Origin of the sequence: Hydrogenimonas sp. (assembly GCF_029932565.1) — a bacterium.
Taxonomy (GTDB): Bacteria; Campylobacterota; Campylobacteria; order Campylobacterales; family Hydrogenimonadaceae; genus Hydrogenimonas.
Window position 1 is genome coordinate 1 of sequence record NZ_JAOZPV010000024.1, and the last position, 19,749, is coordinate 19,749.

At 51.3% G+C, this 19,749-nt stretch carries 23 protein-coding genes; 8 read left to right on the forward strand and 15 right to left on the reverse strand.

Annotated elements, in window-relative coordinates; all coding sequences use genetic code 11:
• The first annotated feature begins 105 nt into the window (after positions 1–105).
• Positions 106–675 carry a recombination mediator RecR gene (recR, locus tag Q1K24_RS04530; RefSeq protein ID WP_300366639.1) on the forward strand — a complete coding sequence of 190 codons (570 nt, stop codon included), beginning with the start codon at positions 106–108 and terminating at the stop codon, positions 673–675.
• On the opposite strand, the gene Q1K24_RS04535 is transcribed toward recR, so the two are convergent.
• The 14 genes from Q1K24_RS04535 to gatC all read right to left on the reverse strand — a co-directional run bounded on the left by Q1K24_RS04535 (position 641) and on the right by gatC (position 13,099).
• Entirely contained in the window at positions 641–1,126 is a 486-nt protein-coding gene (locus Q1K24_RS04535) for a PAS domain-containing protein (RefSeq protein ID WP_300366642.1), read from the reverse strand. The genes recR and Q1K24_RS04535 overlap by 35 nt on opposite strands.
• Before the next feature lie 201 nt (positions 1,127–1,327).
• Positions 1,328–2,122: a shikimate dehydrogenase gene (locus tag Q1K24_RS04540; protein WP_300366645.1), complete on the reverse strand. Its 795-nt coding sequence runs from the start codon at positions 2,120–2,122 to the stop codon at positions 1,328–1,330.
• A 103-nt stretch (positions 2,123–2,225) separates the two neighbouring features.
• Positions 2,226–3,641, reverse strand: coding sequence for an anthranilate synthase component I family protein (locus Q1K24_RS04545; RefSeq protein WP_300366648.1), 1,416 nt, complete (start codon positions 3,639–3,641; stop codon positions 2,226–2,228).
• Positions 3,642–3,645: 4 nt separating this feature from the next.
• Positions 3,646–4,308, reverse strand: coding sequence for an SPOR domain-containing protein (locus tag Q1K24_RS04550; protein WP_300366651.1), 663 nt, complete (start codon positions 4,306–4,308; stop codon positions 3,646–3,648).
• A gap of 21 nt (positions 4,309–4,329) precedes the next feature.
• On the reverse strand, positions 4,330–4,872 hold the full coding sequence (locus Q1K24_RS04555) for a DUF1882 domain-containing protein (protein ID WP_300366654.1): 543 nt from the start codon (positions 4,870–4,872) through the stop codon (positions 4,330–4,332).
• 8 nt (positions 4,873–4,880) lie between these two features.
• Positions 4,881–6,128, reverse strand: coding sequence for a serine hydroxymethyltransferase (locus tag Q1K24_RS04560; protein WP_300366657.1), 1,248 nt, complete (start codon positions 6,126–6,128; stop codon positions 4,881–4,883).
• The gene (lysS, locus tag Q1K24_RS04565; RefSeq protein WP_300366660.1) at positions 6,125–7,675 is read right to left on the reverse strand and encodes a lysine--tRNA ligase; all 1,551 of its coding nucleotides are present in this window, start codon (positions 7,673–7,675) and stop codon (positions 6,125–6,127) included. Before lysS ends, Q1K24_RS04560 begins: the two co-directional genes overlap by 4 nt.
• A 42-nt stretch (positions 7,676–7,717) precedes the next feature.
• On the reverse strand, positions 7,718–8,200 hold the full coding sequence (locus Q1K24_RS04570; RefSeq protein WP_300366663.1) for a Fur family transcriptional regulator: 483 nt from the start codon (positions 8,198–8,200) through the stop codon (positions 7,718–7,720).
• On the reverse strand, positions 8,197–8,784 hold the full coding sequence (locus Q1K24_RS04575) for a CvpA family protein (protein ID WP_300366666.1): 588 nt from the start codon (positions 8,782–8,784) through the stop codon (positions 8,197–8,199). The genes Q1K24_RS04570 and Q1K24_RS04575 overlap by 4 nt, the downstream gene beginning before the upstream one ends.
• Before the next feature lie 7 nt (positions 8,785–8,791).
• Positions 8,792–9,727: a GGDEF domain-containing protein gene (locus Q1K24_RS04580; protein ID WP_300366669.1), complete on the reverse strand. Its 936-nt coding sequence runs from the start codon at positions 9,725–9,727 to the stop codon at positions 8,792–8,794.
• 164 nt (positions 9,728–9,891) lie between these two features.
• Complete coding sequence (locus Q1K24_RS04585) at positions 9,892–11,244, reverse strand: class II 3-deoxy-7-phosphoheptulonate synthase (protein ID WP_300366672.1); 1,353 nt, start codon at positions 11,242–11,244, stop codon at positions 9,892–9,894.
• 149 nt (positions 11,245–11,393) lie between these two features.
• Entirely contained in the window at positions 11,394–12,467 is a 1,074-nt protein-coding gene (locus Q1K24_RS04590) for a type IV pilus twitching motility protein PilT (protein WP_300366675.1), read from the reverse strand.
• Complete coding sequence (locus tag Q1K24_RS04595; protein ID WP_300366678.1) at positions 12,464–12,805, reverse strand: arsenate reductase family protein; 342 nt, start codon at positions 12,803–12,805, stop codon at positions 12,464–12,466. The genes Q1K24_RS04590 and Q1K24_RS04595 overlap by 4 nt, the downstream gene beginning before the upstream one ends.
• A 3-nt stretch (positions 12,806–12,808) precedes the next feature.
• A complete protein-coding gene (gene gatC / locus Q1K24_RS04600) occupies positions 12,809–13,099 on the reverse strand; it encodes an Asp-tRNA(Asn)/Glu-tRNA(Gln) amidotransferase subunit GatC (RefSeq protein WP_300366681.1) in 291 nt (96 codons plus the stop codon).
• A gap of 173 nt (positions 13,100–13,272) precedes the next feature.
• Here gatC and Q1K24_RS04605 point away from each other — a divergent pair, with 173 nt between their 5' ends.
• The 7 genes from Q1K24_RS04605 to Q1K24_RS04635 are packed head-to-tail and all read left to right on the forward strand — an operon-like array spanning position 13,273 to position 17,873.
• Positions 13,273–13,887 (forward strand): hypothetical protein, encoded by a 615-nt coding sequence (locus tag Q1K24_RS04605; RefSeq protein WP_300366684.1) that lies wholly within the window; start codon positions 13,273–13,275, stop codon positions 13,885–13,887.
• Entirely contained in the window at positions 13,884–15,128 is a 1,245-nt protein-coding gene (locus tag Q1K24_RS04610) for a hypothetical protein (protein ID WP_300366687.1), read from the forward strand. The genes Q1K24_RS04605 and Q1K24_RS04610 overlap by 4 nt, the downstream gene beginning before the upstream one ends.
• Positions 15,125–15,454 (forward strand): hypothetical protein, encoded by a 330-nt coding sequence (locus tag Q1K24_RS04615; RefSeq protein ID WP_300366690.1) that lies wholly within the window; start codon positions 15,125–15,127, stop codon positions 15,452–15,454. Before Q1K24_RS04610 ends, Q1K24_RS04615 begins: the two co-directional genes overlap by 4 nt.
• The gene (locus Q1K24_RS04620) at positions 15,433–16,074 is read left to right on the forward strand and encodes a type III pantothenate kinase (RefSeq protein ID WP_300366693.1); all 642 of its coding nucleotides are present in this window, start codon (positions 15,433–15,435) and stop codon (positions 16,072–16,074) included. The genes Q1K24_RS04615 and Q1K24_RS04620 overlap by 22 nt, the downstream gene beginning before the upstream one ends.
• Positions 16,068–16,685, forward strand: coding sequence for an ATP phosphoribosyltransferase (hisG, locus tag Q1K24_RS04625; RefSeq protein ID WP_300366696.1), 618 nt, complete (start codon positions 16,068–16,070; stop codon positions 16,683–16,685). Before Q1K24_RS04620 ends, hisG begins: the two co-directional genes overlap by 7 nt.
• Positions 16,675–17,367, forward strand: coding sequence for a class I SAM-dependent methyltransferase (locus Q1K24_RS04630; RefSeq protein ID WP_300366699.1), 693 nt, complete (start codon positions 16,675–16,677; stop codon positions 17,365–17,367). Before hisG ends, Q1K24_RS04630 begins: the two co-directional genes overlap by 11 nt.
• A complete protein-coding gene (locus tag Q1K24_RS04635) occupies positions 17,364–17,873 on the forward strand; it encodes an endonuclease V (protein ID WP_300366702.1) in 510 nt (169 codons plus the stop codon). The genes Q1K24_RS04630 and Q1K24_RS04635 overlap by 4 nt, the downstream gene beginning before the upstream one ends.
• Here the strand turns inward: Q1K24_RS04635 and Q1K24_RS04640 are convergent.
• A partial coding sequence (locus Q1K24_RS04640) for a methyl-accepting chemotaxis protein (RefSeq protein WP_300366705.1) occupies positions 17,868–19,749 on the reverse strand: 1,882 nt, incomplete at its 5' end. The genes Q1K24_RS04635 and Q1K24_RS04640 overlap by 6 nt on opposite strands.

Below are 19,749 nucleotides of genomic sequence, written 5' to 3' on the forward strand. Positions count from 1 at the left end.
TTTCCATTCAGGGAGGCGATCATCTATCTGGAGCGTGCCTGTTTTAAAAAGTGAGGCTATTTTAACTTATGGAAAACCGTCTGTTTTTAGGGTAAAATCGCGGGTATGAAACACAAGATAGAGAGTTATGAAAACCTGGTCGACGCGTTGGAGGCGCTGCCTTCCATCGGGAAGAAGTCGGCGCAGCGGATGGCATACCATATTGTCATGGAGGACCACTTCGCCGCCATGAAAATCGCCCATGCGATCGAGAAAGCGGTGCAGAACGTGCAGCGGTGCGAGCGGTGCGGGGCGATGAGCGAGGACGAGCTGTGTCCCGTCTGTGCGGACATGACCCGCGACCACACCAAACTCTGTGTCGTCGAGCATGCGAAGGATATCCTGCAGATCGAAAGCGGCGGAGATTACGATGGCACCTATTTCGTCATCGAATCGGTGGAGCATCTGGACAGCGGCAAGCTGATCGATCGGGTGGAAGAGGGGGTGGAAGAGGTGATTTTCGCCTTTACACCCAGTATCGCCACCGATGCGATGATCCTCTTCATCGAAGAAAAGCTCAAAGATTACGATCTGGTTTTCACGAAGATCGCCCAGGGTGTTCCGACGGGTGTGAGCCTGGAAAACATCGATATGCTTTCGCTCACCAGAGCACTTCAGGACCGTGTGAAGGTGTAAAGCGACACTTCTTTGGCCTCATGTTCGATTCGATATCTCGGACGATTTTCAGGGGCAGGGACTTTCGAATGGCGGTAAAGCCGAGCAGTGTTCCGTTTTGATCGACTTTGGGGCGGATAACGAGCTCGACCCAGCAGTAGCGTCCATCCTTCCGTAACTTTTTCAGATAGCCGCTCCAGCCGCGGCCGGCTTTGATGTTTTCCCATATTGTTTGCAGCATTTCCGTGGTCGTATCGGGATGACATGTGAGAGAATAGGGCGATCCGATAATCTCCTCTTTGTCATAGCCGGCCAACTCCACGAATTTCTTGTTGGCATAGGTTATGATCCCTTTGGGATCACATTCTGTGATCATTATCCCTCTCTGAATATGGAATTTTTCGTCGATCGGCTTGGGTCTGATGAGTTTTTTCCCCGTTCTTACATTGACGATATAGTCTCTTATCTGCATCGATGATTCTCCCATATTTTTACGTTATTGACGTACCCAAAAAAAATCGGCAAATATTAAAAACAGTTAATATTAAAAGTTGCATAAAAGTCGGTATTTTTGGATAATCGGAATAGTAATGTATTATCGTGTACTCATTGTGCAGCAATCATAATCCGGATGCCAGGAATTCGAGGTGGTGTAAAAGGTTACAATCGAATATCAGAGATGGGAAAAGGGGCGCATGGCTTTTTCGATGGTTTCAAGATCAAAGCAGTGATCGGTGAAGTAGTCGAAGGCGATGATCCCCTGCTGCAGAAGCATTTCCGATCCGTCGAAGTGGGGCAGGCCGAGCTTTTTCGCCTCTTTGAGAAAAGGTGTCTCTTTGCCGTAGATGACGTCGACGGCGTAACTGGCCTGTCCCATGGCTTTATCGAGCAGCTCTTTGGGCATTGGCAGGGCGTCGTCGGTGAGGCCGGCGGAGGTGGTGTTGATGACGGCGTCGTGCCTTTTGGCTTCGAACCCCTCCCATGTGTGGCAGACAAATCCCTCTTTTTCGAACCACTCCAGCCGGCCGGCCGAGCGATTGACCACTTCGATGTCGATTCCTTTGCCGCGCAAAAAGAGTGAAAGAGCGCGTGCCGTGCCGCCGGCTCCCATGATCAGCGCCGTTTTCACCTCTCCCAGCTGGGTCAGGGCGCGGTAGAATCCGGGGGCGTCGGTGTTATACCCGTAGAGGTTTCCGTTTTTGAGAACGAGAGTGTTGACGGCGCGTACTTCGGCGGCGAAATCCTCCACGATATCGGCCGCTTCGAAAGCGTGCTCCTTGTGGGGGACGGTGATGTTGATCCCCTTGAAACCGAGGGCAAAGAAGGTTTCCCGCAGTTCTTCACCATTCTCCAGCAGCCACCGCGTGTAGCAGCCTTCATAGCCCAGTGTCTGGAAAGCGAGATTGTGCATCAGGGGCGATTTGGAGTGGTGGACGGGATTGCCGAAGACGGCGAAAAGCTCTTTCATGGAGACTCCGTTTTTTTAGTGAAAAGTTAAAAAATAAAAGTGAAAAATTGAGGATGCGGCTTTGCCGCTTTCATTTGAAAAAACCGAGCGAAACACGGCGCTGTCAGCCGGATGACCGGAGATCGTCCAGCGTGCTCCGCAGCGCCGCAAGCTTGTTTTTGACTTCCAGGTACTCCAGCTCCGGTTTGGAGTCGGCGACGACGCCGGCGCCTGCCTGCAGGACGATTTCATCCGGTTTTACGAGAGCGGTCCGGATGGTGATGGAGCTGTCCATATTGCCGTCGAAGCCGAAGTAGCCGACGCTTCCGCTGTAGAATCCCCGTTTGATTCCTTCGAATTCTGCAATCAGTTCCATCGCACGGATTTTCGGAGCGCCTGTCATCGTGCCGGCGGTGAAGGTAGCGGCGAAGAGGTCGAACATGTCCTTGCCGTCGTCGATTTTTGCTTCGACGTCGCTGACCATGTGCATGACGTGGCTATAACGTTCCACGCGCATCAATGCAGTGACTTTGACGGTGCCCGCTTTCGCGACACGCCCCACGTCGTTGCGGCCCAGATCGACCAGCATGATGTGTTCAGCACACTCTTTTGGATCGTTCAGCATCTCCTCTTCCATCCGCTTGTCGTCGTCGAGCGTACGGCCGCGGCGGCGGGTGCCGGCGATGGGACGCAGCAGTATATTGCCGTCGGTCAGACGCACCATCACCTCCGGCGAGCTTCCCGCGATCGAGAAATCTTCGAATTCGAGCAGGAAGAGGTAGGGGGAGGGGTTTTTGGAGCGCAGGATACGGTAGAAGCTGAAAGGGTCGACTTTCGCTTTTTCCGCATAGCGGTTCGACATCAGTATCTGAAAGACGTCGCCGCTTCGGATCATCTCTTTCGAATCGTTCACCATTTTGTGGAAACGGGCTTCGTCGAACGCGAATTCACCCCCTTCGCTCCGCTCGATCGGCTTCATCGTCATGTATTCGTAGGGCGACTCGATGAGGTCGATCAGCGCGTCGAACGTTTCGTAGGTCGCTTCATCGGATGTAATAAGGCTCAGTTCGCTCGTCTTGTGTGAAAAAGCGAGAACGAGACGCGGCCGGATCATGTCGAGATCGGGGATGTGGTCGCGGTCTTCGAGGGCGTCCATCCAGGGTTGCAGAACCGGTTCGAAAACTTTGACCATATCGTAGCCGATGTATCCGATAAAACCGTCCAGGAAACCGAGCCCCGTTTCGAGACGTTTCGCTTTGTAGGCTTCCTGATCGACGTTGGCATAATAGGACTTCAAAAATGCAAACGGATCACTGTCGGGTGTATGGGTGTTGCCGAGTTCGTCGATATAGGTGGTCTGGTTCTCCTTGTAGATCAGACGCTCTTTGGCGCCGACGAAAATGAAGCTCCAGTTTCCTTCATCACTCCCGCCGACGCTCTCAAAAAGCATCGTGACATCGTTTTCGAAGTGATCGCGCACCTTCGCATAGAGTGCCGGCGGTGCGAACTGATCGAAAAGGATTTTTGTAACGAAAACCATCGTGTCACTTTTTCGTGATATATGCGTTTTGGTTGATGCGCCGTTTGACGCGATCGAGATCTTTTTTTGCAGCGGCTCTGCTCGGGTAGGGACCCACCATCACTTTTTTGTACGGTGTGCCGCTTTTCGTTCCTTCGGCAATGACATAGTGCAATCCCTCTTTTTCAATCGACTTCAGGAATTTTTTGTCAGGTGGATAGCGGAAAAATGCACCGACCTGAATAAAATAATTTCCCGTTGCGACCGTTTTCGGTGCGCTTTTCGGTTTTTGCGGAGCAGGTGCCGGCGCCGGGCTCTTTTTGACTACGGGCTCTTTCGGTTCTGCAGGCGTCTCTGCCGGTTTCGGTTCAGCAGCCGTTTCCGCCTGCTGGTTTTTCACCTTTTCGATAACCTGGTCGACCTTCTGCCCACTCTCCTTCTCCTCTTCGATGGGGACCTCTTCGAAAAGCGGCTCTTTGGTTTCCGTTTTGGTCTGCATCGCCGGTTCCGGCGGCAGGATGATGGAAGATTGCGGTTTTTCATCCGTTTGGATCAAACTTTTTGTCACGAGAATGATAATGATCAACACGAGAAGCAGAATCGCCGCTGCCAACAGCAGTTTTTTCAATCCCGAAGGTTTATCCGACTGGATGATCAGGTTGTCGAGTTCGTTGTTGTTTTCTTCCATATTTTCTCCTTCGATTGCACGTTACATATGCTTGGACCAGGATGCACCCCGCTCTTTGGCATAGAGTTTATAGGGGAGTACCAGTATATTATACTCTCTTGGCAGGTCGGCTGTCGGAAACATTCGCCACTCTCTCGGGAGTTTGGTGGCGAGCTTGGTCGAGAGCAGGCGGCCGAGCTGGTAGGCTTCCGGCAGTGTCGTATGGCCCTTGTGCACATAGAGATGCAGGTGTCCCGGTGTTTTTGTCTCGTAAGCCGTAAAGTTGATGAACCCCTCTTCGCGAAGGAGCAGCTGTGCCCGATGCCAGAACCGTTCCGGATTTCTTCCGTTGTAATCGAACACGATGTTTTCGACTTTGTCCATCCGGTTGATCAGGTCGTGTGCGACGACAATGTCACCGTCGGCATGTCTGTTCATGACCATCCGCGTGAGAGGTTCGTCGATACGCTCGTATTTGTTATAGAAAATCCGTCCATTGTAATTGATTTTGCTGACAATATTGGAACGTTGAATATAATAATGATCCGTGACGAATTTGATGAGCTGCGTATCGACGTTGTACATCTCTCTCCTTAATATGTCGGGCGGTCGTAGATGACGAAGCGTCGGGCCAGCGCTGTCATATCCTCTTTGATTTTTGCCTGCTTCTGCTCGTTTTCGATGTCGTCGAGGACATCACAGATGGCGTTGGCGATGGTTTCGAACTCCGCCTCTTTCATGCCGCGTGCCGTCAATGCCGGGGAACCGATTCGGATGCCGCTGGTAACAAAAGGGCTTCGTGTTTCACCGGGGACCGTGTTTTTGTTGACGGTGATGCCGGCCCGACCGAGTGCCGCGTCGGCATCTTTCCCGCTGAATCCTTTGTTCAGGAATGAAACGAGAACGAGGTGGTTGTCGGTGCCGCCGCTGACTACGTCATACCCCCGAGCCATCAAAATATCGGCAAGGATTTTGGCATTGGCTTTGACCTGGCGTGCGTAGAGATTCCACTCTTCGCTGAGATTCTTGCCGAAGCCGACCGCTTTGGCGGCGATGACGTGAACGAGCGGGCCGCCCTGAATGCCGGGAAAGATGGCACTGTTGATCTTTTTGGCCAGATCTTCGTCGTTCGTCAGGATGAGGCCGCCCCGCGGGCCGCGAAGCGTTTTATGGGTCGTCGAGGTGACGACGTCGCAGTAGGGGAACGGGTGGGGATGCTCGCCGGCGACGACGAGTCCTGCGATGTGTGCGACGTCGGCCATCAGGAGAGCTCCGACGCTGTCTGCGATTTCACGGAACTTCGCGAAGTCGATTTCCCGAGCATAGGCGCTGGCGCCGCAGATGATCAGTTTCGGTTTGACGATCTGCGCGATATCGGCGACACGGTCGTAATCGATACGGCCGTCGAGCTCAACGCCATAGGTAAAACTCTGGTAGTTTTTGCCAGAAAAACTCACTTTCGCACCGTGTGTCAGGTGGCCGCCGTGGCTGAGATCCATACCGAGGATCTTGTCGCCCGCTTTGAGAAGTGCCGCGTAGACGCCGCCATTGGCCTGGCTGCCGGAGTGGGGCTGGACATTGGCATATTCGCACCCGAAGAGGAGTTTGGCACGATCGATGGCGAGCTGTTCGATGGCATCGGCATATTCGCAGCCGCCGTAATAACGTTTGTAGGGGTAGCCTTCCGCATATTTGTTCGTGAAGACGCTGCCCTGGGCTTCCATCACTTCCGGGAAGGTGAAGTTTTCACTTGCGATCATTTCGAGATGATCGGTCTGTCTTTCAAGCTCTTTTTCGATGATATCGTAGACGATCGAATCGTTTTGCTGCAAAATGGTCATTTCTCTTCCTCTTTTTCTGTTTTCTCATCACTCTTTTCACTCCCGTCCGGGTGGTCGGCCTGGGATTTGAGGGGACGCATCGCCGGGAAGAGGATGACATCGCGGATCGTATGCTGATTGGTCAGAAGCATGACAAGCCGGTCGATGCCGATTCCTTCGCCCGCTGTCGGCGGCATGCCGTAACCGAGCGCTTTGACATAATCCTCGTCCATGTGCATCGCTTCGTCGTCGGACTCTTTCTGTGCCGCCTGCGCCTTGAAACGTTCGTACTGGTCGAGCGGATCGTTGAGTTCGCTGAATCCGTTGGAGATCTCCTTGCCGGCGATGAAGAGTTCGAACCGGTCGGCGATCTCCGGATTGTCGTCACTCCGGCGCGCAAGAGGGCTGATGTCGATCGGGAAGTGGGTGACAAATGTCGGGTTGATCAGCTTGTCTTCGACGAAGGCATCGAAAAGTTCGCCCCACAGCTGTCCTTTTGTCAGATGCTCTTCCACGTCGATACCATGCTGTTTCAAATATCTGCGCATCGCTTCCACATCGTCGAGGATCTCTTCCGGAACCCCGCCGATCTGTACGAGCGCCTCTTTGTAGGCAATCCGTTTGAACGGTGTGGAGAAATCGATCTCGTAGTCGCCGTAGGGCAGTTTTTTCGGCAGGCCAAGCTCTTTGAAAAGATACTCGAAAAGTTTTTCGGTCAGCTCCATCAAATCTTCGTAGCGGTGGTAAGCCCAGTAGAATTCGATCATCGTGAATTCGGGATTGTGGGTCGCATCCATCCCTTCGTTGCGGAAATTTCTGTTGATTTCGAAAACCGCTTCGAATCCTCCGACGATAAGCCGTTTGAGATAGAGTTCGGGTGCGATGCGCAGATAGCGGTCGACGCCGAGCGCATTGTGATGGGTGACAAACGGGCGTGCGTTGGCACCGCCCGGAATGGGATGCATCATCGGCGTTTCCACTTCGAGAAAGCCGTGCTCCTCGAAAAATCGGCGGATGATACTGACGATTTTCGATCGCATCAGGAATGTCTGTTTGACTTCCGGATTCATGATCATGTCAAGGTAGCGCTGACGGTACCGGAGCTCGATATCCTGAAGGCCGTGAAATTTCTCCGGTAACGGGGTTATCGCTTTGGTTACGAGTTCGAGGCGTTTGACATGCATCGTCAGTTCGCCGGTTCGTGTAATGAAAGGATAACCGGTGGCCGCGACAATATCGCCCACCTCGATCATTTTTTTGGCTGTTTTGAACCACTCGTCTCCCAAGTCGTCACGGCTGAAATAGATTTGCAGAATACCGCTTTCATCTTCGATTTTCGCGAATGCCGCCTTGCCCATCAGACGCAGAAATTTGATGCGGCCGGTTACGGTACAGCTTTCGTCCAGCGCCTCTTTCTCTTCGCTCTCCTTGAGGTAGGCATATTTGTCGAGAAACTCCCGGTTCGTACACTCTTTGATGGCACGGTTCTGATAGGGGTTGATGCCCATTTCACGCAATTTTTCAGCTTTTTCAATTCGTTGCAGCTGATACTGGTTGTCAAATAGCAATGGCCTGTTTCCTTTTTCTGAAATTCTTGTTCTGTGTAACGTTTAGCTCTTTTTTTTCTGACATTCGGGGCAGATACCGAATATTTTCAGCGAATGATCTTCCATGATGAAACCGAAATCTTTGGCGATCCGAGCCTGTCTCTTTTCGATGGCTTCATCGAAAAATTCCAGAATTTTACCACATTTTGTACAAATAATATGGTCATGATGCGCCTTGACGCCGAGCTCATATTTTTTTCCCTGGGTACCGAAGGAGATGGATGTGACGATTCCCGCACTTTCCAGCAATGAAAGTGTTCTGTAGACGGTTGCGATACCGGTGTTGAGCTCCGGAAAGTCCTGTTTGATCAACTGGTAGAGCTCTTCGGGCGTAAAGTGGCCGGTATGGGAGTAGAGCGTGGAGAGAATCACTTCCCGCTGTTTGGTGAATTTCAGATTGCTGGAACGAAGCAGCTGTTTGAACTGTGCAAGCAGTGTCTCATAGGAGATGAGTGGAGCCGTAGTCACCGTATTCTCCTGTATCATTCCGAACCTTTTGTCGTGTTCTTGTCCGACCCAAGCTGCTTCGCACTTTTTTTGATAAAGGTTTCCGCCTCTTTCTTGATTATTTCCGTCTTTTTGACCACACCTTCCGGGTCGATATGGATAATCGTTTCACCTGCCTTCAGAAAGTAGGGATAGAGAAAACTGGTTTTTGTATAAGATTCGGTGTTTTTTCTGATTACGTCGATATTGGAGAGCGCGAAGATAATGACGGCGAGTATGATGAAGACTTTGGCCGAAGCGAAAAGAAAGCCAAGCACTCTGTCGACAGCACCGAGACCCGAAATCGAGAGCAGTTTCGCCAGGACGACGCCCAGCACGATGAACCCAAGCCAGATCAGTGTCAAAAGAGCCAGAAAACCGATCATGTTGAGGGCAGAGACGGAATCGATGTCGATAAGATGGTCTCCCAACCATTTTCCGAAATCTTTTGCAAAAACCGAAGCGATCCAGACGCCTGCGATAATGCCGATCAGGCCGCTCAGTTCTTTGACAAGGCCATTGAAAATTCCTTTGATCCCGATGATCAGGATCAGGGAACCGGTGACAATATCAAACCAGTTCATTTCCATCTCAGCGTACCACCAACCTGTCTTTCCCCTCCTGTTTCGCCTGGTAGACGGCGGCATCGGCACGCTCGATCATACTTTCGAGTGTGTCGCCTTTCTGGTGTTCAGTCAGCCCCATACTCAGTGTGATGCGGATGACCTGGTTCTTGTAGATCAGTTTGTTGTTTCGTACCGCTTTCATGATGCGTTCGGCGACGTTTTTCGCCTCTTCTCTGTTTGCACGGTTGAAGATGATGAGGAACTCTTCACCGCCGTAACGGTAGGCCCGGTCATATTCGCGGATCGAAGATTTGAAGAGTTTCGCGAGGAGGATGAGTACCTTGTCGCCGGCGACATGGCCGAAGGTATCGTTGACCTTCTTGAAATCGTCCGCATCGATCATCAGGGCGACAAGATTGAGATTCCGGTCATCGGAGTGTTTGAGCATTTCAACTCCATCGATTTCCAGTGCTTTGCGGTTGAAGAGTTTGGTCAGCGGATCGATATTGGACTGCTTCTGCAGCTCTTCGATCTCGTTTTCAAGCGATTTGATGATGTCGTTGGCATTTTGCAGCTCTTCGAGAAGGTCACGTTGAAATGTATCGAAACGGTTTTTGAAAGTCTGGACATCGATTTCATTCGTCTCTTCGGCGATCCGTTCGATCTCGATCGTGTGGGCTTCCGTGATGCCCTGAAGATTGGAATTCGTCTGTTTGAACGTATCGATGCTTTTGTGTGCAATATCGAGACACTGCTTCGACTTTTTCTCCATTTTCGTAGTAATGAATTCGTCGAGGTCCATCGAAAACCCCGATTTTTTCAATTCATCGAAAAAGGTATTGATAACGTCGCGGATCACTTCCGTTGCCTCGGCACCGCTTTCCTGTTTTTCAGAAATCGATTTGTCTATCTCTTCGCAACTCTTTTTGATGACCTGCGTAATATTCTCTCTTGATGGCATGCAATTCCCCTCTTCATAACTTGCCAATTATAGGTAAAATTTGCTGAAATACAAAATAGTCTTCGTTATCAATATCGGAAAAAACGGCTGGAAAAATTACATTTTCTTGCCGCCCGGTGCCACTTCCGCACCCATGAGGCTGCGGAGGTGGATGGCAATGGTGGTTACTTGTGGAGATCCCGGAAAAATTCGGAGACCATGAAGGCCATTTCGAGCGCCTGGTTGGCATTCAGTCTCGGGTCACATTGGGTATGGTAGCGGTCGCTCAGAGCGTCGACAGTAATATTGCAGCTTTGGCTTCCCGTACACTCCGTGACATCTTCGCCGGTCATCTCAAGATGGAGTCCGCCTGCAACGGTGCCTTCCGCTTTATGGATTTGGAAAAATTTCTTGACTTCAGACAAGATATTGTGGAATTCGCGGGTTTTGTATCCGCTTTCGGTCTTGATCGTATTGCCGTGCATCGGATCGCAGCTCCAGACCACATGTTTGCCTTCCGCCCTCACTCGTCGAAGCAGTGGCGGGAAAAGTTCTTCGACTTTGTCGGCCCCCATCCGCACGATGAGAGTCAGGCGTCCGGGAATGTTGTCGGGATTGAGCTTGTCGATCAATCGGATCAGTTCATCCTCTTTCATACTCGGTCCCACCTTGACACCGACAGGATTTTTGATACCTCGGAAGAACTCAACATGGGCACCATCGAGATCACGTGTTCTGTCCCCGATCCAGAGCATATGCGCGGAGCAGTCGTACCAGTCGCCTGTCAGCGAATCGATGCGGGTCAATGCCTCTTCGTAATTGAGCAACAGGGCTTCATGGGATGTATAGAGAACGGTTTCATGCAGCTGCGGGGTGTTTTCCGGTGTGATACCGCACGCTTTGATGAATTCCATCGCCTGGGTGATCTTTTCCGCAAGCTCTTCGTACCGCTGTCCGAGGGCTTTGCCTTTGACGAAATCGAGATTCCATGTATGCACTTTGGTCAGATCGGCCATTCCGCCGCGTGCAAAGGCACGAAGCAGGTTGAGCGTAGAAGCGGACTGATAGTATGCTTTGATGAGTTTTTCGGGTTTCGGTTCACGCGCTTCCGGAACGAAATCGGCATCATTGACGATATCGCCGCGATAGCTTGGCAGTTCAACATCGCCTTTCGCTTCGACATCCGAACTGCGCGGTTTGGCGAACTGGCCGGCGATGCGCCCGACTTTCACCACGGGCTTTCCGCTGGAGTAGGTCATGACGACGGCCATCTGCATCAAAACTTTGAAGAGGTTTTTTATCGTTTCGGCATTGAATGCGTTGAAACTTTCCGCACAATCTCCGCCTTGCAGAAGGAATGCTCTGCCATCCGTTACATCGGCGAGTTTGTCCTGAAGACTGCGCGCCTCTTCCGCGAAAATAAGCGGCGGAAACTTTTCCAGCTCCTGCTCGATACGTTTTACCGTTTCAGGATCTTTGTAGCTCGGCTGCTGTTTGATCGGAAAATCTCTCCAGCTCGATGGGCTCCACGTACTCATTGCATCTGTCCTTGAAAACTGAACTCAGGCATTCTGCGCTGCCATCGGTCAGAAAATTTGGCGCAATAATACCATAAATTATGTGAGAGAGAAAAAAAATTGCTTCACAACTCTTTTTTCAAGAGGTGTGAAGCGGAAAAAAGAAGTTTTTAAACGTGCTGAAGAGCTTTTAGGAGTTCGTCAGGTCGGGTGGAGAAACGTACCGCTTCCGATTTTTCGATAATGTGCCCTTTGACGAGTTTGACCATGACCTGTGTCTGGGTCTGCATGCCGCTTTCCCCCTGTCCAAGCTGCATCTGGCTGTAGATCTGGTGTACTTTGTCTTCACGGATCAGGTTGGCGATCGCCGGATTGGTAATCAGGATCTCCGGGACGGCAATACGTCCGCCGCCGATTTTGGGCAGCAGTGCCTGGGAGATGACGGAGACCAGCGAGGTCGAGAGCTGTGCCCGTACCTGCGGCTGTTCGTCGCCGCTGAAGACGTCGATGATACGGTTGACCGTCTGGGCTGCCGAGTTGGTGTGGAGTGTACCGAATACCAGGTGGCCGGTTTCCGCCGCCGTCAGGGCCGCTGCGATCGTCTCTTTGTCCCGCATCTCACCGATCAGGATGACATCGGGGTCTTCGCGCAGAGCATATTTGAGAGCTGCGGCGAACGAGTCGGTATCGGTTCCGATGTTTCTATGGGAAAAGAGCGACTGGTTGTTTTCGTGAACGAATTCGATCGGGTCTTCGATCGTGATGATGTGCTTGCGCTCCGTCATGTTGATCTCGTTGAGCATCGCCGCCAGTGTCGTCGATTTACCGCTACCGGTCGGACCGGTTACAAGAATCAGACCTTTTTCCCGCTGGATCAGTTTTTTGTAAATCTGCGGCGCTTCGAGGTCGTCGATACTCGGGATGTGGGTCGGAATGACACGGAATGCGCCGGCGACATCGCCCATCGTCCGGTAAAAATTGGCACGGAAACGTCCGACTTCCGGAATCTGGATCGCGAAGTCGAGTTCTTTGTGCTCTTCAAACGCTTTTTTCTGTTTTTCAGTGATGATCGAATAGCACATCTCTTCGATCGCCTCACCATCCAGTTGCGGCAGGTTCAGCGGTACGAGACGGCCGTCGATACGGATTTGGGGTTCACTGCGGCTGACCAGGTGGAGATCACTCGCCTTGTAGGCAACGACGTTCTTCAAAAGTTTTCGTATATCGAGTGCAACACTGCTCATAAAAATCGTTCCTTGTAAAGGGTTTCGTTGTATCCCACGATCACATCACCGTCGTCCGTTTCGACAACCGGGCGTTTGATCAGCATATTCTCCTTGCAGAGCCATGTACGCTTGCCCGATTCGTCCAGCCCCATCTCCTTCAGTTTCAGAGTGCGGTATGTCGTACCGCGTGTGTTGAAAAGGGTGTCGACAGGGAGATGATTCAGCCAACGGTCGATCGTGTCACACCCAACGGGTGTCTCTCTAAAATCGACCGTTTCATGATTGATGTTATGGGATGTGAAAAATTTTACCGCTTTACGAAATGTGTCACAGTTTTTGATGCCGTAGATTTTCATCGTCTATTCGATGATGTTCGGTACGACAAAATAGTCGTCTTTCTCTTTGGGTGCGTTGTGAAGTATGATTTCACGGATTTCGGAATTCTCGTCCGGAGTGTCTTCCCGCATCGGTGTTCCGCCTTCGAGTGTACTGAAAGATGGATCGAGCCCTTCGGTGTCGAGTTCACCAAGAACTTCTACAAAACCGACGATTTTTTCGAGTTCTTCAATCATTTCTGTCCGTCTGTTCTCTTCAATTTTCAACATAGAAAGTTTTTCAAGCCGCTGCAGCATCGCATCGTCGAATTTCATGTTTGGACTTCCTTCATCTTTTAACTTTAATTTTGATATGATATCACACTAAATTTTAATCCGATGTTACGCACCCTGCGGCATCGGGATGTAGAACCCGTCTCGAAAATACCCGTTCCCGACCACAGGTATTTTTGAGATGGGTTCGAATGACTTTTTAAATTGGAGTAGCTGTGAGTATCAAAGAACAGGTGGAATTCGCGAAGGAGGAGTTGACACAGGATGAAAAACTTCTCGCCGGACTGATCAAAGCGGAACGTTTCTACAAACGCAACAAAGTTATGATTCTGGCATTGGCTGCCATCCTTGTGTTTGGGGGTATCGGATATGGTGTGATGGGCTATCTGAAAGAACAGAGACTTTTGAAAGCCAATGAAGCCTTTCTGAAACTGAGAGCCAATCCGGCTGACGAAAACGCGATGAAAATTCTAAAGCAGGAGAATCCCGCTCTTGCCGATCTTCTTGCCGTTCAAAGGGCGATCAGCGAGGAGGACGAAGCAGCGCTGAAAACGCTTCAGTCGAACAGCGATCCGCTGGTATCCGATCTGGCTTCGTATCATCTTGGTGCGCTGGAGAGACGATCCGGTGATCTGAAAAACTACCGAATGAAGAGCGGTGCACTGCTGAAAGAGTTCGCTCTCTTCGACGAAGCGTATCTGCTGATGCGGGACGGGAAGGTCAAAGAGGCGAAGGAGCGTCTTGCGATGATTCCGGAAAACTCGCCTCTCGGACCGGTTGCGAAGATGCTGGTCCATTATGGGGTTGTAACGGATAAAGGGACCAAATGATCCGTCTTTCGGTCACAGCATTTCTGCTGGTTTTCTTTGTACTTTTCAATGCCGGATGCAGCGAAAAAAACTATTTCGAACCCCAGGAGGTGAAAGGCGCGGTCAATTATGACGGGGATCTTCCTTCTCAGATCGTTGAAGTCGGTTACGAAGCTGCGACACTCGAGAATGGGCAGGTGATCACGGAAGAGGGGCTCCAGACCTATCATCTTCCGGAAGGGTACCGCTATATCGCGAAGAGCGGTGAGCTTGTAGCGGCAGCAGGCGACTGCAAACCCAATATCATCTACAACATCGTGACGAAAGAGAGCATATCCGTCAATTTGCCGCGCCGGCTTCTGGGTGCTCTTTTCATCCCGAATACGGACACCATCGCCTTTCTGATCGAAGGAAACAGTTACGGCATCTACAATTACAAAGAGAACAAAATCGTATCCAAATATGTCTCCGATCCGGCGGTAACGGCCGACATTCGCATCGCCAACCCCATGATGCTCGAAAAACTTGTACTGATACCGACACTCGACGGCAAGCTTGTCATTCTGAATAAAACGACGGGAGAGAAGGTGCGGGAGATTATTGTCGGAAAGGGCGAAGAGTTCAACAACATCATCTTTCTCGACGTGATCGGGAACCGACTGGTCGCTGCAACGCCTCATCGTATCATTTCGGTAAGTCCGCAACTGATGGATGCACAATCCCTCGAGATCAGTGATGTTATTTTCGTCGACGATGCCATCTATATTCTTTCCAAAGACGGTACGATCTACCATTGTGATACCGACCTGAAAATTCTCCATTCACGCAAATTCCCGTTTGCCCATTTTGTCGGGGCAATCTATGGGGAGTTCATCTACATCATCGAGCGGGAAGGGTATGTCATCGCGACCGATCAGATTCTTTCGACCGACAACGTGTTCGAACTGCCCGATCGTATCGACAAATGGTTGTTCACGACACCGGATGCACTCTATTACGACAAATCCTACTTCAAACTCCATGCCTATGCCGAAGATGTGGAACCTGGTGCCCCGGAGACTCCGGAAGCCGCGTCCGAAACCGAAACATCGGAAGAGCGTCGCGATATGGAGATAGCCGAACAGAAGCAAGGAGCGGAAGAGCGCAGTCTTCAGAAGGAGAGTAATGAGGAGGAAGAGTCCTGGTTTTCCGATATCTGGAATGCGCTGAAAAAGATGACGGAGCCGGATGACAGCGCCGATACGGTAGAGGGTGCCGAATGATGAAAACGGTGCTCGAGCCATTGCAGGCCAAAGGGTATCTCTTCAAACGTTTCGAACCCTTCTCGCTCAAGACGATCGGGAGTCGCAAACGGATAGAAGTCTATCACGGCGTCGATATGCAGAATCGCTATACGCTGGTTTTTGTCGTCGAAAGGAAAAGCCGCGTCTTGCAAAAAGAGGTGAGAGAGTGGCTTGAGATCAAGTCGAAAATCGAGGCCAGTTACGGTTATCGAATATTGCAGAATGTTGCCATCATAAATGCACCGCTCTGTTCGAAAGCCGGGACGCTGCTCGAATCGGAAGGGTGGCGCGTCATAACGGCATGATTCTCTGCGACATCGGCAACAGCAGGATGCACGTCTACGACGGCATTTCTGTTCGGCATCTTTCGCATGAGGAGGGGATTGCTCTGTTTCGTGAGAGTGAGCTCTTTTTCATCTGCGTCAACGACAGCGTACGAGAACGCATTGGCCGGGAAGCACCGGGATGGATCGATATTTCGCAGAGGCATCGGCTGAAAACGGACTACGAAGGGCTTGGTATCGATCGGGAAGCTGCATGTCTCGGTATCGAAGATGGCGTCGTCGTCGATGCGGGCAGTGCCATAACGGTCGATGTGATGGAGAAGGGACGGCACCTTGGCGGATGGATCTGGCCCGGCCTCTCGGCGTGGCTCTCGGCCTATCGGGATGTATCGGAAAAGCTCGCCGTCGAACTTGTTTCGGATGTCGAACTGGACCGATTGCCGCTGAAGACGGAGGATGCTGTCAGTTTCGCGATTTTGGCGTCCGTCAAGACGATGATCCAACGGTTCGCCCGGGAAAAACGGATTGTCGTGACAGGGGGAGACGCTCCGGTTGTAGCCCATATACTCCCGGGTGCGGAGATCGATGAGACGATCGTCTTCAAAGGAATGAAAAAAATGATAAAGGATAGCGTGTGTTGACCGTTGCTTTGCCCAAAGGACGAATAGCCGACGAGACATTGGAGATTTTCGAAACGATTTTCGGTAATGCGTTCAAATTCGAATCGCGCAAACTGATTCTTGATATGGGGCAGTTCCGCTTTCTGCTGGTGCGAAACCAGGATGTCCCGACCTACGTCGCCCATCAGGCGGCCGATATCGGAGTTGTGGGACTGGATGTCATAGAAGAGCAGGCGGTCGATATCGTCCGTCTTCTGGATCTTGGCATCGGGAAATGCAAAGTCGCCGTCGGTATACGCAACGAGGACGAACTCGACTGGAGCAAACCGCAGATGAAGGTGGCGTCCAAAATGGTCAATATCACCCGCAACTACTTCAGTAAAAAAGCGATGGGTGTCGAGGTGATCAAGCTCTACGGTTCCATCGAGCTCGCTCCGCTCGTCGGGCTGGCCGATGCGATCGTCGATATTGTGGAAACGGGTACAACGATGCGGGAAAACGGTCTGAAAGTGGCGGAGACGATCATGGAGTCGAGTGCACATCTGATCGCGAACAAACACAGTTTCCTCGCGAAAAAGAGTGAGATCATGGAGCTCTACACGCAGATGGAAAAGGTTGTGCGTGGGTCTTGAACTCTACGCGAAAATCGAAGAGCTTCTCGGGTTTGAGGAGGAGGCCGATTCGCTGTACGATTTCTATATCACACTTCTGGAAAAGTGGGAACCCGCATCGCTGATCGATGTCGGCTGCGGGAGCGGGAAATTTCTTCTGCGGATACAGGAGAGATTGGCGATGAAACGGGCCTATGGTGTCGATCTGAGCGAGAAGATGGTGGAGAGAGCCAGAGAGGCCGGGGTGAATGCCGATGCCATCGATGTTTGCAGAGTCGGGGATACTTTCGATGCGGCGACAGCCATCTTCGATGTTCTCAACTATCTTGACGATCGTGAGCTCGGAGGGTTTCTCGGATGTGTGCGTGACGTACTTGTACCCGGCGGCATCTTTGTCGCCGATATCAATACGCGGTTCGGATTTGAAGAGATCGCACCCGGCTCGTTGATCCGTTCGAACGATGAGAGGTGTCTGGCGCTCGATTCGCAGTTTGATGGCAACCGCCTCGAAACGGCCATCGACTATTTCGAAAAAGGCGAAGATGGGTGTTACATGCGGGAGCGGGATACGGTGACACAGTATTATCACGCCGTGGAATCGATCGCGACGATGTGTGAGGGTCTCGAGCTGATCCAGACGTTTCCGCTGGCCATCTATGCCGATGAGGCGGACAAAGAGGTTCTTCTTTTCAAAAAAACATGATTCTTGCGGTCGATGTCTGCTACAAAAACGGGCAAGCCTGTGCGGCTGGCGCGGTATTCGAATCGTTCGGTGACGACACAGCGACAGCGAGTTATCGTTCGGTATCGCCTATTCTGAGCCCATATGTTTCCGGCTCGTTCTATCGTCGCGAACTGCCGCCCATCGTTCGGCTCATCGAAGAGCACGGGTTGCAACCGGATATCCTCATCATCGATGGCTACGTCTTTCTCGATGGCGACAGCAAGCCGGGGCTCGGCTCCTATCTGTACGACTATTTTAACGGGAAAACGGTTCTCATCGGGGTCGCGAAAAAGCGTTTCAGAGAGTTGCGGGATGGGTACGACCTCTATCGGGGAGAGAGCCGGCGTCCTCTTTTCGTCACGTCGAGAGGCATCGATCCCGCAAAGGCGAAAGAGGCGATCGCCTCGATGGCGGGGTGCGACCGGAGACCGAAACTTCTCAAAGAGGTTGACAGATTCGCGAGAGAATGCTGCAGCGCGTTATGACACTTTTTCCAGAATCCCTTCGTTTTGGGCCTCTTCGATGATTTCATCCAGAATTTCGAAAAGTTCGACACTCGCTCTTTCCGCCTCTTCGAAGTCTGCGACGATCTCTTCGACACGCTCTTCGCACGTTCCGTTGCGTGTGCACTCCACCGCGAGTTTGACGGCATTGTGCACATGGGCATGGGGCTCTGCCAGTTTCGTATAGGAGGGTGTTGCACCGAAGAGTTTTCGTCCCTCGCCCTCTTCGTACCACTTTCCGAGGCGGCAGTGGTGGGCATCGACAAACTCGCCCGGAACACCTTCGAGTACCGAAGCATAGCCGTTGATTTTGAAGGCCATATGGTCGAGTTTCAGAAGATTGGCATAGAGCGTGTGGGCGATTTTGAGATTTTGTACCCGAATGATGCCGACATTGTCGATTAGCTTGTCGAGATCGCCTTTGAAAATTTCGAGCTGTTGTGCGGTTTCGTGCGTCTTGTCGGAGATCTGTCTGCCCGTTTCGAGTACGATAGCGGAACTTTGACGCAGTACATTGATATTGGCTTCGACTTCCGATGTCGCTTTCTGGGTCCGCTCGGCAAGCTTCCGGACTTCATCGGCGACGACGGCGAATCCGCGTCCGTGTTCGCCGGCCCGCGCGGCTTCGATAGCGGCGTTGAGTGCCAGCAGGTTGGTCTGTTCGGATATCTCTTTGATCAATTCGATGACACCGGTGATATCTTCGATATGACCGTCGAGTTCGTTGATATGCGAACTTGACTCTTCACTCATCTCCGACATCGTCTCGAGTTCGGAGATAAGTCTGCCGGTTCCTTCCTGAATCATGCCGATGACGCTCTGTGTCTCATCGTTGATGATATTGATCTCGTTGATCGAATCGACATTGTTTTCGATACTGCTCTGGATGATGCTCGTGTTCTCGTTCTGTGCTTTGGTCAAAATACGCGTCAGAGGGATACTGAGCTGGTTTTTTCTGAGCATCTCCTGTGCCTCTTTCGCACGCACTTGCGCTTCACGCTGTGCCGTTTCCGAGGATTCGAAAAGTTCATTGACCATTTTGATAAGTTCGTTGGAATATCTGGCGACTTCACCGATGCTGTCACTCGAAAGTATACGGATCTCCCGACCGAAATCTTTCGTTTCGATGATTTTCGCAATGTCGTTCCGAAGGCTCTCGACAACACTGGTGATCGATTTTGCAACGAGAAAGCCGATAAGCGATACGATGAGAATGGTCAGCAGACCGATGGCCATCAGCAGCGATTCGATCTGTGACTTGGTGGCATTCATCTTTTCCGTCTCAAGTTTCGCGGTCTGTGCCGCTTCTGTTTCGATCCCGGCAAGATCCTGCAGCGTTTGGGGCATATACTTTTCGCTGATCTGTTTATACAGAAGTATCCATCGGTTGATTGCCATTTCATAATATTCGACAGCCCGATAGACTTCGTCGTATATCTTCTTCTCTTCCATCGATGAGGCACCGATGCGTTTGCGTTTGAGGTTTTTGAAGAGTTTCTTGAAGAGTTTGTCGAATTTTTTCAAATGTTTTTCGTCCCGATCGAGCATAAACTGCCGTCCATGTGCATCCATCTGGGCGAAGAGTTTGTAGAGGTGATTGGCCGATCCGAACTTGTTGAAATTGACTTTGTTGAACTCTTCGGCAACCAGCATCTGGTTGAAGCGGATCAGTTTCAGGAGCTCCTGGTTGGCGATTTCGGTCTTCTTTTGGAGGCCATTCGCGAACTTGATCAACGCACCATATTTTTTGGTGATTTTTTTCATATTTTTTTCGAAACTCTTGAGATGCTTTTTCGTGTGGGTGACATGCTGCTGGATCGTCTCATTGGAGTTGGATTTTTGCAGAAAATCGAGATCC